Source organism: Ruegeria sp. HKCCD6647-2 (assembly GCF_057221075.1).
The window spans coordinates 196753-212790 of record NZ_JBWVBD010000006.1; the positions used below are offsets into that span (position 1 = coordinate 196753).

Consider the following 16038-nt stretch of genomic DNA (forward strand, 5'->3'; position numbering starts at 1 on the left):
ATCAGCCTTATCCGCGCCTCAAATGGGCGTCACTTTAAGGTCATAACCGGAAACCGGGGTTCAAACCCCAAATGAGCAGGACCCAATATGAAGTCGAAATCGCGCTTTCTCAGTGCCGTTGTTGCGGCCATCCGGGATCAGGAACCTGAAATGCCCTGGAAGCGGGTTTCAAGCCATTCTGTCAGAGTCGCGCGCCGTCTGGCCGCACGCCGCTGACACACCAACCCCACGGAGCCATGCTGCCGGCTCCAACGGGCAAGCCGCACATCGGAGGTTGCTTCGACCTGGTGTGTGTTGCTGCAGATGGGTTCTGCGGCGGTTTCTTTCGGAGCGCGTGTGAGCAGGTAATTTTCGCCTGCGAGTAATGAGTTTGTCTGGGGGGTCGGAATATTGACCAGAAGATCACAATTTTCTGTCGCAGCTGTTCGCCTTGATGGCACCGTGCTGCTTCAGCCCCTCGATTCAGACAAAGAACAAGACGGTTTGGTGGGAATGCACGGGGGTTCACCCCGCCAAAACGGAGTTTTAGAGGGGACGGAATATAAATGACTATTCCAAATTCGCTGTCGCGTGCAGCCAGAAACGCGGTCGAAACATCGGCCCTTTTACGGGACGCACCCAGACCTGCATCCAAACCAAAGGCGCAGCTGCGGCGCTATGAAGTCAGCACGCTGTTGGAAAACGGCGACGTTTCCCAGACACGCCACATCGCGCCGGCCCTGCCGATGTTCGAGGACGCGTTCTGCGCCTTCACACGCGGTTCGCTCGTCGAGACGGAAATGGGACCGACGGCCATCGAAGATCTGTTGCCGGGGGATACTGTGCTGACCCAGGACGGGGCGTCGCAACCGGTCCTTTGGAAAGGCTCCGTCACACTGATTCCCGGGCGCGTTGATTCTCGCGGGCGTACACGACCCCTGACACGGATCATGGCTGACACGTTCGGTATGCAGAAACCAATGTCAGGCGTGATCACCGGTCCGGCAGCGCGGCTGCTGGGAACGCCTGCACACATGCGTCATCTCAACGGTGGCCAGCCCATGTTGACACCAGTGTACGAATTCCAGGACGGCATGAGCGTGATCGAAACATTGCCGCCTACTCCGGTCGAATTGTTTCACATCTGCCTTCCACGCCATTCTGTCATTCGGGTCGATGGGCTGCAATTCGAAACGTATCATCCCGGCATCAACGCCGCTCGGATGATCAGTCAATCCTTGCGTTCTATTTACCTCAATTTATTCTCTCATATAGAATCACTGAATGATTTCGGCCCGCTGCTTTTCCCGCGGGCCGGAGATGGTGAGATCGACGCGATTACCGCGTAAGTACATTAACGATTACTGCAAGTGTGGGGGCATCATGCAGATAATTTTATGGTGGGGCTTTTCCCTAACCGTTGCCGCGTTTTTGCGGCCCTGTTGCGCAAGTGACGCTGCAACAGGTGTCAGGCCGTACGGTTCATCCGGTCTTCCAGCACGTCAAATGGTACGCCTGGCTCGTCTTTTGCGCCTCGGATAACCAGAGATGTCTTGACACTGGCCACGTTCGGCGTGGTCAGTAGTTCGCCGGTCAGAAACTGCTGAAAACTGCTGAGATCCGGTGCGACGCATTTCAGGATGAAGTCAACTTCGCCATTCAACATGTGGCATTCGCGGACCAGCGGCCATTCGCGGCACCGCTCTTCAAATGCGCTCAGCTCGGATTCAGCCTGACTTTCCAGCCCAACCATGGCGAAGACCTGCACCTCGAAACCCAGTTCGCGGGCATTCACTTCGGCGTGGTATCCCCGGATATAGCCGGACTCTTCCAGCGTACGCACCCGTCGAAGGCAGGGCGGAGCCGAGATTCCCACCCGTTTGGCCAGTTCCACATTGGTCATGCGACCGTCCGCCTGCAATTCCGCCAGAATCTTGCGGTCGATTTCATCCAGCCGAGTCGTGACCATAAAAAGCTCCTGATTTTTTCGGTTGTTATAACAGCAGACCGGAAATGCGCAATAATATTTCGCAGATACGCAATATCCTTAGTTCTCAACGGATTTCAGTCGGAAATACCATGCAAGGAACGCATATCCGGCTGGCAAAAGGAAGGGGCTTTAAGCCCCGCCCTGTGGTCGCTATATCGAAGCGCACCGGACAAATAGTCCACCGAGGCAGATTGAGTGGGGGTACAATGGGCGACACACGACACACCAAGGTTTTGATCATCGGATCAGGGCCCGCAGGATATACCGCCGGCGTTTACGCGAGCCGGGCAATGCTGGAGCCCATCCTGGTGCAGGGAATCGAACCCGGCGGCCAGTTGACAACCACGACCGAGGTCGAAAACTGGCCCGGCGATACTGAGGTTCAGGGCCCCGACCTGATGGTTCGGATGCAAGATCACGTCAAAGCCATGGGGTGCGAGGTGGTTGGCGATATCATTAGCGATCTGGATCTGAACCAGCGCCCGTTCAAAGCCAAAGGTGACAACGGCACCACATATACCGCCGATGCGGTCATACTTGCGACCGGTGCCCGCGCGAAATGGCTGGGCCTGCCGTCGGAAGAAAAATTCAAAGGCTTTGGCGTTTCGGCCTGTGCAACTTGCGACGGTTTCTTTTACCGCGGGCAGGAGATCGTGGTGATCGGCGGCGGCAACACCGCGGTCGAAGAAGCCCTTTTTCTGACCAATTTCGCCAGCAAGGTCACCCTGATCCACCGCCGTGATGAACTGCGCGCAGAGAAAATATTGCAGGATCGCCTATTCAAAAACGAAAAGATCGAGCCGCTCTGGTTCCATGAGCTGGACGAGGTGATCGGGACCGATGCGCCGCTTGGTGTCGAAGGTGTTCGTGTCAAGAACGTCAAGACGGGCGAAATCACCGAAATCCCGTGCAAGGGCGTCTTTGTCGCCATCGGTCACGCGCCGGCCAACGAACTGGTCAAGGACTCGCTCGAGACTCATATGGGTGGCTACGTCGTGACCAAACCCGGAACGACCGAAACTTCGGTTCCCGGCGTCTTTGCCGCCGGAGACCTGACCGACCACGTCTACCGTCAGGCTGTGACCAGCGCAGGCATGGGATGCATGGCTGCACTTGATGCCGAACGGTTCCTGGCGGAGCAAGAGTAAACAACGACTGAATAACCCGGTTCGGGCGGCGGTTTCCTTCCGGTTTGAAACTGGTGCAATTCCGACCATTCTTGAGCCGGATCAATCAGCTATGCGGTTTGACCTTGCATGACATCGCCTCAATTGGGATCGACCCGTGACTTGACCACCGCCCGGACGCCGCCCACACTTGCGAAAACGAGGTGATTGCGAGTGGTCGCATTGGACAACGCTCTTTGGCGCGGTGGGTGGGCAACCCGGCTCAGGATTGGCAGCGGGCTGATCCTGTTCATATTTGCGTTCTTTCACTTCATTAATATCGGTCTGGGTCTATTTCACACCGACTACCTTCACGGCATGCAGGACGGGCGAAAAGCGGTCACGCGACACGACGTCATGAGCGTGCTTCTCTATGTTGCACTGTTCGTGCACGCTGGTCTGGCGCTGGTGTCCATTGCCCAGCGCAGAACCCTGCGGATGCCGTTCAGCTCTGCCTTGCAGATCGTGCTTGGTTTCCTGATCCCGTTGCAGCTGATCTCGCACATCATTCAGACGCGCGTTGCACACGAGATATATGATGTAAATGACGAGATGGGTTATATCATCATCCTGATGTGGCCCAGTTCGGCGGTGTGGATGCAAAGTCTTCTGCTGCTGATTGTCTGGATACATGGCTGCATAGGGCTTCACATGTGGCTGCGCCTAACCCGTTGGTGGCGCAATGCGCTCCCTTATCTGATTGGCATCGCTGTTTTCATACCGTCCTTCGCACTGGCCGGGCTTCTGACAGAAGGCAGGCGCATCTGGACCGACTTCTCGGATGAGTTCCTGCGTGAGCAGTATATCGAGCATTACAACTGGCCCTCGCCCCAAGCGTTCCAGACCATGTTCAGCATCAAAGACAATGCGGTGGCGGTGTTTCTATTGATGCTTGGCGCGACGGGTCTGATCTACCTGGGGCGCAAGCTGTGGCGGCGCAGACATTCAGTTCGCGTCACCTATGCCCGCGGCCCTGAGGTTGTCGCGGAGAAAGGCCTGACGTTGCTGGAGATTTCACAGGCGAACGGCATCCCACACACGGCACTGTGTGGCGGTAAGGGGCGGTGTACCACCTGTCGGGTCATTGTCGAGGACGGCGCCGATGACCTGCCGCAACCCAGCGATGTTGAGGCCCGCAGCCTGGCAGCAGTAGGCGCAAGCGGGCACACACGGTTGGCCTGTCAGATACGCCCGACCGAACCGATCACTGTGTTTCGCGTTTTCCGACCTGATGGCGGTCGCAATCGCGGGCACGCAAGTCAGGGGCAGGAAAGGCAGTTGGCCGTTCTGTTTCTGGACATGCGCGGGTTTACGGCGCGCACCACAGGCCAATTGCCTTATGACATCGTTTTCCTCCTGAACCGATTTTTCGACGCGATTGTACCCTCGATCACCGAGGAGGGCGGCGTCGTGGACAAGTATATGGGCGATGGCCTGCTGGCCGTGTTCGAAAAACCAGATGCAGCCCGTTCTGCCCGCGCCGGTCTGAATGCAGCGATCCACATCAGCCATGCGCTGGACGGTTTCAATCAGAAGTTGGAGGCCGAAGGCAGCCCGCGAATCCGCGTTGGTATGGGGTTACATCTGGGCGACCTCGTTCTGGGCGAGATTGGCGCGGCAGGGCACGCCTCTCGCACCATAATCGGAGACGCTGTAAACGTTGCCAGCCGCCTGGAAAGCGCAACCAAAGAACAAGGCGTCGAGTTGCTGGTTTCCGAGACTCTGCTGAAGGCAGCGGGCATCGACGTCGACTCGAATCAGATCCGTCTGTTTCAGCTGCGGGGTGTTACGCATCCTGTTCCCGCCCTGCCTGTGGCGCGTGCGTCAGATCTCGATCAATCGGCCCGAGAACGAGAACACACATACTCTGCCTGATTGAATTGTTGCCGATACGCAGAACCAAAGTCGCAATTTCGGGGCCCGGCTGGAAATTCCTTCCAATCAGGAAAAAATCAGCGCATATCGTCCTTTGTTCCATTGACGCCGGTGGACTTCATCGGGCTGTCGGGGCAAATGCCTCGCAAACGCCTGAGAATCACGGGCAAAACACCACTGCGACAAGAGTTTTCTGATGACGATGTTAAGCAATCTGGCCCCGATCCCCGAACTGTATGTTTCCTATGAATCGGCCCAGAAACTGAAGGTTGAAGCGGCAGACCTGACCAGTTGGGATCTGAGCCCGCGCCAGATTTGCGATCTGGAACTGCTGATGAACGGTGGGTTCAACCCGCTCAAAGGGTTCCTGAGCGAAGCCGATTACAACAATGTGGTCGAGAATATGCGCCTGGCTGATGGCACGCTTTGGCCGATGCCGATCACCCTGGACGTCAGCGAAGACTTCGCAGAGAAAATCGAACTGGGTCAGGACATTGCCCTGCGCGATCAGGAAGGCGTCATTCTCGGCACGATGACTGTGACCGACCGCTGGACGCCCGACAAGGCCAATGAGGCAGAAAAAGTCTTTGGCGCGGATGACATCGCTCACCCGGCGGTGAACTACCTACACAACGTGGCCGGCAAGGTCTATTTGGGCGGACCGATCACGGGCATCCAACCGCCCGTGCACTATGACTTCAAGGCCCGCCGCGACACTCCGAACGAGCTGCGCGCCTATTTCCGCAAGGTGGGCTGGCGCCGCATCGTCGCGTTCCAGACCCGTAACCCGCTGCACCGGGCGCACCAGGAACTGACCTTCCGCGCCGCCAAGGAAGCGCAGGCCAACTTGCTGATCCATCCGGTTGTCGGCCTGACCAAACCCGGCGATGTCGACCACTTCACCCGCGTGCGCTGCTACGAGGCGGTGCTGGACAAGTACCCTGCTTCGACCACCTCGATGTCGCTGCTCAATCTGGCCATGCGCATGGCTGGCCCGCGCGAGGCGGTCTGGCACGGCCTGATCCGCGCCAACCACGGCTGCACCCATTTCATCGTGGGCCGCGACCATGCAGGTCCGGGCAAGAACTCGGCAGGTGAAGATTTCTACGGCCCCTATGACGCGCAGGACCTGTTCCGCAAGTATCAGGACGAGATCGGAATCGAGATGGTCGATTTCAAACACATGGTCTATGTGCAGGAACGCGCCCAGTACGAGCCTAATGACGAGATTAAGGATAAGGACAATGTCACCATCCTGAACATCTCGGGCACCGAACTGCGCCGCCGTCTGCGCGAGGGGCTGGAAATCCCCGAATGGTTCTCATTCCCCGAAGTTGTGCAGGAACTGCGAAACCGCTTCCCGCCGCGCTCGCAGCAGGGCTTCACCGTGTTCTTCACCGGATTCTCGGGCTCCGGAAAGTCAACGATCGCCAACGCGCTGATGGTCAAGCTGATGGAAACCGGCGACCGCCCTGTGACCCTGTTGGATGGCGATATCGTGCGGAAGAACCTGTCGTCCGAACTGGGCTTCTCGAAGGAACACCGCGATCTCAACATCCGCCGCATCGGTTATGTCGCCTCCGAAATCACCAAGAACGGCGGTATCGCGATCTGCGCTCCGATCGCTCCTTATGCTTCGACACGGCGCGCGGTTCGCGAAGAGATCGAGGCGTTCGGTGCATTCTGCGAGGTCCACGTGTCGACCAGTATCGAAGAATGCGAGCGCCGTGACCGCAAGGGTCTGTACAAGCTGGCCCGTGAGGGCAAGATCAAAGAGTTCACCGGTATTTCCGACCCCTATGACGTGCCGGAAAGCCCTGAGCTGCGTGTCGAGACCGAGAATGTCGATGTCGACAATTGCGCCCACCAGGTTCTGCTCAAACTCGAAAGCATGGGCTTGATCGCCGGATCTTGATCTGGCCGGAACGTTTCAAGGCCTCCGGCACACCGGGGGCCTTTTCATTTGATCCGCCTAATCCGGCAGATCGACCTGCCCGCGCATCAGGACAAACCCCTTGCCCGCCACTTTGATACCGGACATGTCATCAATGTTGCCAACTCGCGTGACCGTGGCCTGACCTGGGCGACCCAAGTCGTGGCCTTGCTCGGCAACAAATGTATCTTTGTTCATCAATCCGTATTTCCAAAGATAGGCCGCCATCGCTCCGGTCGCTGACCCGGTAAAAGGATCTTCGGGCGGGCTGGGCGGTGCCATCAACAGGCGCGAGAATGTATCGCCGTCTTCGGTCGCGCCTTTTAGTGTGACCAGAAAGGGTTCCGCTATGTCGGACCCGGAATACCCGCCGGCTTCGGCCACTTTGCACAGGGCACGATCATCCAGCTTCGCGGCGCGCAAGGCTTCATGGTCGCGCAGAACAGTAATGCAGTACGGTAACCCCGTTGAGACCATCTGAGGCGGCGAGATGATGGCATCTTCAGGTAAGTTGACGGCGGCCGCGACCAGACCGGCAGCAACATGCAGACCAAATTGCGGGGCGACCTGAGTCATTTCGATACTGTCGCCGTCCAACCGAATCGAAACGATGCCGGCCCCGGTTTCCAATGTCAGGGCATTTCCGGAAAACAGGCCACGCGACCGCATGGCAGCAACGGTCGCAATGGTCGGATGCCCGGCAAACGGAATTTCCCGACTGGCCAGAAAATAGCGGACATGGATATCGGCCACTTCTGAAGGGCCCGTGAATGTGCACTCAACCAGCGAGGTTTCGCGGACATAAGCCAGACAGACCTCATCCGACAGCCCTGCCCCGCCATGAACTACGGCACATCCGTTGCCGCCAAAGGCGCTGTCACTGAAGGCATCCACCCAATCGAAATCGAACCAGCCCATCTACGCCCTCCGGTACTGCGCCACGGCAGTTCGCGCCTTTTGCCTCAGTCGCGGCCAATGCCACGTCAATTCAGATGGATAAGGGGCCGTTCAGTGAACGGCCACCGGGGACAGGTCATGCTGGCGGGCCAGGACAAAGGCCAGCTTGCGGTCTGCCACAAGCGCCAATTGCTGCCCGTCCGAATCGTGAACGGCATAAAGCTGGTCCAAATCGCCCGCCTGATCACGAAGATCCCGAGGCAGATCAGCAACATCAACCGTTTTGACATAGACGATACGATCGCCTTCGGTGTTGATCTCAACCGGTGTATTCATAGCTCTTACCCCTTTTTTATGTTGATCGTTTGCACCACGGTTTCGGGCACGGCGCGGGTCAGGTCCACGTGCAACAGACCGTTTTCCATAATCGCCTCGCCCACTTCGACGCCGTCGGCCAGCACGAACATGCGCTGGAATTGACGCGCTGCGATGCCGCGATGCAGGTAGATGCGCCCCTCGCTGTCGTCGCGCTGACGGCCCCGTATCACCAATTGGCGGTCTTCGATGGTTATCGACAGGTCTTCTTCCGCAAAACCGGCCACGGCCAGAGTAATACGATAGGAATAATCCGAGGTCTGTTCGATGTTATAAGGCGGGTACCCTTCGTTTCCGGCCTTTGCGGACCGTTCCAGAAGGCGTTCCAACTGCTCGAACCCCAAAAGATGCGGGTATGAGCCAAGAGTTAGTTTCGACACGTTTTTTCGTCCTTCATTGTAAAAGCGACGTATTGGGCGGTCCCGTTCCGGCAACCGCGTACTATAGAATATGGGAAGATATGGGGATGTCCACAAGGTCTGGCCGGATAAACCCTGACACACTATCTTGTGTGAAAAGCACCACAACCAAGCCGAGTCGCCAATGAACGCGCCCACCGATCTGTCCATGAAAACCGATGAAGTTCTGCGGGTTGAGCTGGAGGTCTTCCGCCGCCAGCACCGGGATCTGGACGAAGCGATCGAGGCATTGGAGGCCAAGGGTACGGCCGACCAGCTGACCATCAAACGGTTGAAAAAGCAGAAACTGCGGCTGAAAGACATCATTCGTCTGATCGAGGACCGCCTGACCCCCGATATCATTGCCTAAAACCCCCATACCGCATTGCCACAAAACCGGATTTGGCTATAGTGCGCGCTCTTTCTGGATCGCAGGGGCATGAGCGGATGGGCGAGATCAAAGTCGGGATCATCATGGGCAGCCAGTCGGACTGGCCGACAATGAAAGAAGCCGCAGACATTCTGGACGAGTTGGGCGTTGCCTATGAAAAGCGTATCGTTTCGGCCCATCGGACACCCGACCGCCTTTGGGACTACGGAAAGACCGCCGTTGAACGAGGACTGCAGGTCATAATTGCCGGAGCCGGCGGTGCCGCGCACTTACCTGGCATGATGGCATCGAAGACACGGGTTCCCGTGATCGGCGTACCTGTACAGACACGGGCATTGTCCGGAGTCGATTCGCTCTACTCCATTGTTCAGATGCCCAGGGGTTTTCCTGTGGCGACCATGGCCATTGGGTCGGCAGGCGGTGCCAATGCCGGTCTCATGGCGGCTGGCATACTCGCGCTGCAGGATGACGCGCTGGCCACGAGGTTGGACACATGGCGCGCGACCTTGTCCGCCTCGATCCCCGAGGAGCCGCAGGGATGAGCCGGATCGGCTTTGTCGGCACCGGCCATATCGCAGCCCCTATCGCGCGATTCCTGGCGGGCAAAGGGCATGAGATATTCGTAACCGAACGCAGCGCCTCGGTATCCGCCGCGCTGGCAGCCGAAATAGACGCAACAGTTTCAGACCCACAAGGCGTTCTGGATCAATCCGAGATCGTCTTTCTGTGTCTGCGCCCGCACTTGGCGGCCGAAATCCTTGAACCTCTGAGCTTTCGCGCAGAACACCGGATCGTTTCGGTCATGGCGGGCGTGAACGAGGCGCAGTTACGTCCGCTCTGCGCCCCGGTGGCGGAGTGTGTGCAGACCATACCGTTGGGATTTCTGGAGCAAGGCGGCTGTCCGATGGCAGCCTACGGCAATGATCACCTTCTGGCCGAGTTGCTCGAACCCGAGAACCCGGTGATCAAGGTCGCGGACGAATCCGCGTTTAATGCCCATTTCGCTATATGTGCCATGGTGCCGGGTATTCTGGATTTGTTGGCCACCGGGTCCGAATGGCTGGGCGAGGTGACCGGCGATGCGGATGGGGCAGAATTCTATACCACACAATTGATATCCGGCTTTTTGGCCGCAATGGATAAAGGTACTGCCGGCCGGTTGGCTGAAGAACGCGATGCATTGGCGACCGAGGGAACTCTGAGCCTGCAGATGACAGAAACCCTGCATGACCAGCGCGCGCATGATGCCTTGTGCGCGGCGCTCAGCGCAATTGGCAAACGGTTGGAGAATTGAAAATGGCGAAAATGCTCGCCCCCGGCGCAGTAATCGGGATTCTGGGCGGAGGCCAGCTGGGCCGAATGCTGTCGGTGGCCGCAGCACGACTGGGATTCGTTAGCCATATCTATGAGCCCGGCGCGAACCCGCCCGCCGGTCAGGTTGCCGATCGTGTCACAACGGCAGCCTACGACGATGTCGAAGCGCTGAAAGCTTTTGCCGATGCCGTGGATGTAATCACCTACGAGTTCGAGAACATCCCGACCGATGCGCTGGATGTACTGGAGGCTCACCGCCCGATAAGACCAGGTCGAGAAGCTTTGCGGGTCAGTCAGGATCGTTTGACGGAAAAGACCTTTCTGCAGGATCTGGGTCTGAACACCGCGCCCTTTGCCGATATCTCGGACCTGAAAGATCTTAACGCAGCCATTGAACGGATCGGTGCCCCCGCCATCCTCAAGACCCGCCGCTTTGGATATGATGGCAAAGGCCAGGCCCGGCTGGGATCACCCGAGGATGCCGAAGCCGCCCTTGCGGAGATGTCCGGTGCACCGTCCATTCTGGAAGGTTTCGTGAATTTCTCCCACGAAGTGTCCGTCATCGCCGCCCGCGGGCTCGATGGGCAGGTTGCCTGCTTCGATCCCGGCGAGAACGTGCATCGGGACGGTATCCTTCACACGACAACGGTCCCTGCCCGTCTGTCGCCGGCCCAGCGCACGGACGCTGTTTTGTTGGCGGCCAGCATCCTCAACGCGCTCGACTATGTTGGCGTGATGGGAGTGGAGCTGTTCGTAACACCCAAAGGTCTGATCGTGAACGAGATCGCTCCGCGGGTGCACAATTCGGGACACTGGACACAGAACGGATGCGCGGTTGATCAGTTCGAACAACACATCCGCGCCGTGGCCGGCTGGTCCTTGGGGGACGGTCAGCGCCATACGGACGTGGTGATGGAGAACCTCATCGGTCACGATATGGACCGCGTGCCCGAACTGGCACGAGAACGCGATGTCGCCCTGCACCTGTACGGAAAGGCCGATGTCAAGCCAGGTCGAAAGATGGGCCATTTCAACCGGATCGTTCGCTGACCGATCCGGTATTGCCCGCTTGTCTCAATTGATAAAGCGGGTTGCGATATCGCCGGACATATAGCTGATGCGCCCAGCGGCAATTGTTGCCGCGACCCTGTGCGTATCGGCATGCAGTATCACCAGATCCGCACGTTTTCCGGGTGCGAGGGTGCCTCGGTCGCTCAACCCCAACACATTTGCGGGACCAGAGGAAATGAGGGCCCATGCGCCTGCGAGATCGAGCAAACCAGTTCTGGCCGCCAATAGCGCGGCGCGGCGCGGGCTGGGATAGTGGTAGTCCGAGGCCAGCGCGTCGCACAGCCCCATCGCAATCAGATCCAGCGCGCTGGCATTGCCCTTATGGGATCCGCCGCGCACCACATTGGGCGATCCGAGGATGATATGGTCCCCGGCTGCGCGCGCGGCCTCGGCGGCCAACAGCGTCTCAGGGAATTCCGCGATCGAAACGCCTCTCTTTCGCCACCATGCCCTTGTTTCGGCTGTGGCGTCGTCATGGCTGCCCATCCGAACACCCTGCTTGCGCAGCTCCTCGCACAGTGTATCAAGCGCCGCAGGCACTTCATCCTTTCGTTCGTGCATGTTCATCAGCAGGTCAAAATGAACCTCAGGATTGCGCCCCGCTTTCAGCGCCTGGCCGGTCAAGCGCGGTGGTTTGCGACCCTCGGCCAGACGGTCGTGCGGCAGGTGGTCGTTGAACACCACGTAGGGCACCTGCCAAGCGGCAACACGCCTTGGTAGATCATCATAGTCGTCCAGCATGTGGGTTTCGAACCGCAGTTGCGGGATCAGATCGGTCACCACGCTATCTTTGACTGTCGCAATGGCCTCAAAGACCTGCGCCGCGAACTCTGGGCCGCGAACCCCACCTTCCCAGCTGTGAAATTGCGCCAGTACAGCGGTGGTAATACCATTCGCGGCCAGTTCGGCCTCGGCCGAGAGAATACCCTCGGCCATTTGCTTCATCGCCCCGCGCCGCGGTGCAATATGGCGTTCAAACCCGTCACCGTGCAGATCAATTATTCCGGGCAGAACGATATAGCCCGTCAGGTCGACGCGCCGTCCAACTGTGCCCGATTGTACCAGCCCTTGGCCTATGCTGAGCTCTGCCTGCACGACGCTGCCCTCGGGCTGCAGGACATCCGCGCCCGTGAATGTCAGTTCAAGAGATGTCATTGCGTGGGTTCCGACTCCGGTTCCGAACAATCCTGCCCGATGCAGATCTCGTCTATTATGTCCATGACACCATCAAGCCAAGTGATTTGCGGATCGAACCTGCCGAACTCGATGAAATGGAGCGCTTGCGCCATGACGCGCGGGTTGTTCATCATGAACGTGTGAGTCACCGGCAAAACGATATGGTCCGCCATCCCTTGGACCTTGGTAGTCTCGACTGAGACCTTTCCGTCATCCGGGCCATCAATCAGCGAAGAAAACACCGGGTTCAGTGAGTTTTCACCCGCGACGACTCCCAATTCAAACTCCACGGGCGGCAATCGGCGCGGCAATCCTTCCGGCCCGGTTCCAAGCGCCAAACCGGCCGGGCCGTGCAACAGGCCGAATACCTCCCAATCGCCCAGCTCGTCCACAAGTTGGCTGCCCTGATTTGGCGGCCCCAACATGACAACGCGGCCCAGGTTGTCTGGCGCGTTGCCCTGCAGCCAATAGCGCAACAGAATACCGCCCATGGAATGCGCAACCACATTGACCGTATCGTCGCCGCAGGCAGCAAAGGCATCGGGCAAGGTTTGGTCGGCCAGATCCGGTATCGGAAGATCCGTGGACGGATAACCGGGTCGAACCACGGTGTAGCCGTGCGCTCGAAACAGCTGCTCCATGACAGAAAATGATGCTTCAGTCCGCGCGAGACCGTGCAACAGCACAACACATTTCGCGGAAGCTGCGACCGGTGCAAGAACAAACAGCAGGGCGACAAGAAATCTCATGCCCGCCAGATAAGCGCTCGGGCGGAGTGAGGGAACCCCTAACCGCGGCCGACACGCACTACCGCGAGCGCGATACCGCCCAGAACCAGAGCCGCGCCCAACAATAGCTTTATTGTCGCGACCTCTCCCAACAGAACGACCCCACCAGCGATGGCAATCACCGGGACGCTGAGTTGGACAACGGCCGCGATGGCCGGGGCAAGCTGCGGCAATACGCGATACCACAATGCATAGCCCAATCCAGAGGTTACACCGCCAGACAGCGCGGCCAGTAGATAGCCCAAGGCGGTCATCTGCCACGTTCCGCCAGTTGCCAGCAGCACCAATCCCGTCACCGGCAGCGCCGCCAGGAAATTTGCCGCCGTACCCGATAGGGCATCCGGCTCGGACCGTCCTGCCAGCGAATAAGCCGCCCAGCCGATTCCGGCCGCTGTCATCAACGCAGCGCCGGGAAGATCAACCTGAACCTCACCTGAAGGCCAAAGAACATAAGTAAGGCCGCTCAGCGCGATAACTGCGCCCAATAATTGTCTCGTGGTTGGCGTCGTCCCCATTGCGGCGGCGGCAGCGAACATTGTGATCTGTACAACACCAAACAGAATCAAAGCTCCTACACCGGCATCCAGCGTCAGGTACGCAACGGAAAACCCAATCATGTAAAGCGACAAAGAACCTGCACCCACAATCCGCCGAAGGTCAAACAGTGGCAGAGGTCCGTGTCGCAGCGAAACCAAAACGACCAATACAAGCGCTCCGGCCAATACGCGGACGACGGCAAAACCAGCCGGGTCGCTGGCACCACTGTCAATGGCAAGACGATTCAGGACCGAATTCGCCGCAAAGGCGCACATGGTCAGGGCAGTCAGCAAGAACAGTCGCATATCAATGGCATAGCGCGTCGGCCGAGGTTTTGACACTCACTTTCGCACAGACGCCCCTACCCTTCATCTTTTTGTAAATACTCCCGCCGGAGGCTTAGCCGCGCAGCGGCTAATCATAACGAAACGGGGCCGCCCGAAGGCGACCCCGTCCATAAGCACTATGGCTTAAGCAGCTTACATCATGCCGCCCATGCCGCCCATGTCGGGCATACCGCCTGCAGCAGGCGCATCTTTCTGCGGCTTGTCTGCAACCATCGCTTCGGTGGTGACCAGCAGACCAGCAACCGATGCCGCATCTTCCAGAGCGGTCCGGACAACTTTGGCCGGGTCGATCACGCCGAACGAGAACATGTCGCCATATTCTTCGGTCTGCGCGTTGAAGCCGAAAGACGCGTCCGAAGATTCGCGAACTTTGCCAGCAACAACAGCACCATCAACGCCTGCGTTTTCGGCAATCTGGCGCAGCGGCGCTTCGATGGCCTTGCGAACGATGTTGATGCCTGCGTCCTGATCGGCATTTGCGCCTTTCAGCTCGTTCAGCGCTTTGCCGGCCTGAACCAGAGCAACACCGCCGCCCACAACAACACCTTCCTGCACGGCAGCGCGTGTTGCGTTCAGAGCATCGTCCACACGGTCCTTACGCTCTTTCACTTCAACTTCGGTCATGCCGCCGACGCGGATAACGGCAACACCGCCTGCCAGTTTGGCAACGCGCTCTTGCAGCTTCTCACGATCGTAATCCGACGAGGTTTCTTCGATCTGAGTACGGATCTGAGCAACACGTGCTTCGATCTCGGCTTTCTCGCCAGCGCCGTCGACGATGGTGGTTTCGTCTTTGGTGATTTCGATTTTCTTGGCGGTGCCCAGCATGTCCATGGTGACGGACTCGAGCTTCATGCCCAGATCTTCGCTGATGACCTGACCGCCGGTCAGGATTGCGATGTCCTGCAGCATGGCTTTACGGCGATCGCCGAAGCCCGGTGCTTTGACAGCAGCAATTTTCAGGCCGCCGCGCAGTTTGTTGACAACCAGAGTTGCCAGCGCTTCGCCTTCGACATCCTCAGCAATGATCAGCAGCGGCTTTTGCGACTGGATCACTTGTTCCAGCAGCGGAACCATCGGCTGCAGCGAGGACAGTTTCTTTTCGTGCAGCAGGATCATGCAGTCGTCGAGTTCTGCAATCATCTTGTCTGCGTTGGTGACGAAATAAGGCGACAGGTAGCCACGGTCGAACTGCATACCTTCGACAACATCGGTCTCGGTTTCCAGACCTTTGTTTTCTTCGACGGTGATGACGCCTTCGTTGCCAACTTTCTGCATAGCGTCTGCAATCTGCTGGCCGATTTCGGCTTCGCCGTTGGCCGAGATGGTGCCGACCTGAGCAACTTCTGCCGAGTCTTTGACTTCCCGCGAAGCAGCTTTGATGCCCTCGACGACTTTGGCGGTCGCCAGGTCGATGCCGCGCTTCAGGTCCATCGGGTTCAGGCCCGCCGCAACCTGCTTCAGACCTTCCTTGACGATGGCCTGAGCCAGAACGGTCGCAGTGGTGGTGCCGTCGCCGGCTTCGTCATTGGTGCGGCTGGCGACTTCTTTCACCATCTGCGCGCCCATGTTTTCGAACTTGTCTTCCAGTTCGACTTCCTTGGCAACCGAAACACCGTCTTTGGTGATGCGCGGCGCGCCGAAGGACTTGTCCAGAACCACGTTACGGCCTTTGGGGCCGAGGGTTACTTTTACAGCATCTGCCAGGATGTTCACACCTGCCAGCATGCGGTTACGGGCATCGGTGTCGAATTTGACGTCCTTTGCAGCCATGTCGTTTCTCCTTGAGAAAAATATTGAG

At 58.3% G+C, this 16038-nt stretch carries 17 protein-coding genes; 9 read left to right on the top strand and 8 right to left on the bottom strand.

Features of this window, described 5'->3' with window-relative positions:
* Window positions 1–87 precede the first annotated feature (87 nt).
* Together AC2TDJ_RS17080 and AC2TDJ_RS17085 are read left to right on the top strand one after the other, a co-directional pair.
* A complete protein-coding gene (locus tag AC2TDJ_RS17080) occupies window positions 88–216 on the top strand; it encodes a hypothetical protein (protein WP_480843879.1) in 129 nt (42 codons plus the stop codon).
* A gap of 329 nt (window positions 217–545) precedes the next feature.
* Window positions 546–1328, top strand: coding sequence for a Hint domain-containing protein (locus tag AC2TDJ_RS17085; RefSeq protein WP_480843880.1), 783 nt, complete (start codon window positions 546–548; stop codon window positions 1326–1328).
* Window positions 1329–1447: 119 nt separating this feature from the next.
* Here AC2TDJ_RS17085 and AC2TDJ_RS17090 read toward each other — a convergent pair whose 3' ends face one another.
* Complete coding sequence (locus tag AC2TDJ_RS17090; protein WP_480843881.1) at window positions 1448–1948, bottom strand: Lrp/AsnC family transcriptional regulator; 501 nt, start codon at window positions 1946–1948, stop codon at window positions 1448–1450.
* Between the two features lie 227 nt (window positions 1949–2175).
* On the opposite strand from AC2TDJ_RS17090, the gene trxB reads away from it, so the two are divergent.
* From trxB to AC2TDJ_RS17105, 3 genes are all read left to right on the top strand, one after another.
* Window positions 2176–3117, top strand: a complete 942-nt coding sequence (trxB, locus tag AC2TDJ_RS17095) for a thioredoxin-disulfide reductase (protein WP_480843882.1) — start codon at window positions 2176–2178, stop codon at window positions 3115–3117.
* A 201-nt stretch (window positions 3118–3318) separates the two neighbouring features.
* Window positions 3319–5010, top strand: coding sequence for an adenylate/guanylate cyclase domain-containing protein (locus tag AC2TDJ_RS17100; RefSeq protein WP_480844003.1), 1692 nt, complete (start codon window positions 3319–3321; stop codon window positions 5008–5010).
* A gap of 196 nt (window positions 5011–5206) precedes the next feature.
* Complete coding sequence (locus tag AC2TDJ_RS17105) at window positions 5207–6925, top strand: bifunctional sulfate adenylyltransferase/adenylylsulfate kinase (RefSeq protein WP_480843883.1); 1719 nt, start codon at window positions 5207–5209, stop codon at window positions 6923–6925.
* A gap of 57 nt (window positions 6926–6982) precedes the next feature.
* Here AC2TDJ_RS17105 and AC2TDJ_RS17110 read toward each other — a convergent pair whose 3' ends face one another.
* From AC2TDJ_RS17110 to AC2TDJ_RS17120, 3 genes are all read right to left on the bottom strand, one after another.
* On the bottom strand, window positions 6983–7861 hold the full coding sequence (locus tag AC2TDJ_RS17110) for a PhzF family phenazine biosynthesis protein (protein WP_480843884.1): 879 nt from the start codon (window positions 7859–7861) through the stop codon (window positions 6983–6985).
* 90 nt (window positions 7862–7951) lie between these two features.
* Window positions 7952–8176 (bottom strand): DUF1150 family protein, encoded by a 225-nt coding sequence (locus tag AC2TDJ_RS17115; protein WP_480843885.1) that lies wholly within the window; start codon window positions 8174–8176, stop codon window positions 7952–7954.
* 5 nt (window positions 8177–8181) lie between these two features.
* Entirely contained in the window at window positions 8182–8595 is a 414-nt protein-coding gene (locus AC2TDJ_RS17120) for an Hsp20 family protein (RefSeq protein ID WP_480843886.1), read from the bottom strand.
* 163 nt (window positions 8596–8758) lie between these two features.
* Between AC2TDJ_RS17120 and AC2TDJ_RS17125 the strand changes: the two genes are divergently transcribed.
* The 4 genes from AC2TDJ_RS17125 to AC2TDJ_RS17140 all read left to right on the top strand — a co-directional run bounded on the left by AC2TDJ_RS17125 (window position 8759) and on the right by AC2TDJ_RS17140 (window position 11368).
* Window positions 8759–8983, top strand: a complete 225-nt coding sequence (locus AC2TDJ_RS17125; RefSeq protein ID WP_480843887.1) for a YdcH family protein — start codon at window positions 8759–8761, stop codon at window positions 8981–8983.
* A gap of 77 nt (window positions 8984–9060) precedes the next feature.
* Window positions 9061–9546, top strand: coding sequence for a 5-(carboxyamino)imidazole ribonucleotide mutase (gene purE / locus AC2TDJ_RS17130; protein ID WP_480844004.1), 486 nt, complete (start codon window positions 9061–9063; stop codon window positions 9544–9546).
* Entirely contained in the window at window positions 9498–10298 is an 801-nt protein-coding gene (locus AC2TDJ_RS17135) for an NAD(P)-binding domain-containing protein (protein ID WP_480843888.1), read from the top strand. The genes purE and AC2TDJ_RS17135 overlap by 49 nt, the downstream gene beginning before the upstream one ends.
* Before the next feature lie 2 nt (window positions 10299–10300).
* Entirely contained in the window at window positions 10301–11368 is a 1068-nt protein-coding gene (locus AC2TDJ_RS17140; RefSeq protein ID WP_480843889.1) for a 5-(carboxyamino)imidazole ribonucleotide synthase, read from the top strand.
* Between the two features lie 24 nt (window positions 11369–11392).
* Here AC2TDJ_RS17140 and AC2TDJ_RS17145 read toward each other — a convergent pair whose 3' ends face one another.
* From AC2TDJ_RS17145 to groL, 4 genes are all read right to left on the bottom strand, one after another.
* Complete coding sequence (locus tag AC2TDJ_RS17145; protein ID WP_480843890.1) at window positions 11393–12544, bottom strand: alpha-D-ribose 1-methylphosphonate 5-triphosphate diphosphatase; 1152 nt, start codon at window positions 12542–12544, stop codon at window positions 11393–11395.
* The gene (locus AC2TDJ_RS17150) at window positions 12541–13314 is read right to left on the bottom strand and encodes an alpha/beta fold hydrolase (RefSeq protein WP_480843891.1); all 774 of its coding nucleotides are present in this window, start codon (window positions 13312–13314) and stop codon (window positions 12541–12543) included. Before AC2TDJ_RS17150 ends, AC2TDJ_RS17145 begins: the two co-directional genes overlap by 4 nt.
* 38 nt (window positions 13315–13352) lie before the next feature.
* Window positions 13353–14195, bottom strand: coding sequence for a DMT family transporter (locus AC2TDJ_RS17155; RefSeq protein ID WP_480843892.1), 843 nt, complete (start codon window positions 14193–14195; stop codon window positions 13353–13355).
* Window positions 14196–14369: 174 nt separating this feature from the next.
* Entirely contained in the window at window positions 14370–16010 is a 1641-nt protein-coding gene (groL, locus tag AC2TDJ_RS17160) for a chaperonin GroEL (protein WP_480843893.1), read from the bottom strand.
* Between the last annotated feature and the right edge of the window lie 28 nt (window positions 16011–16038).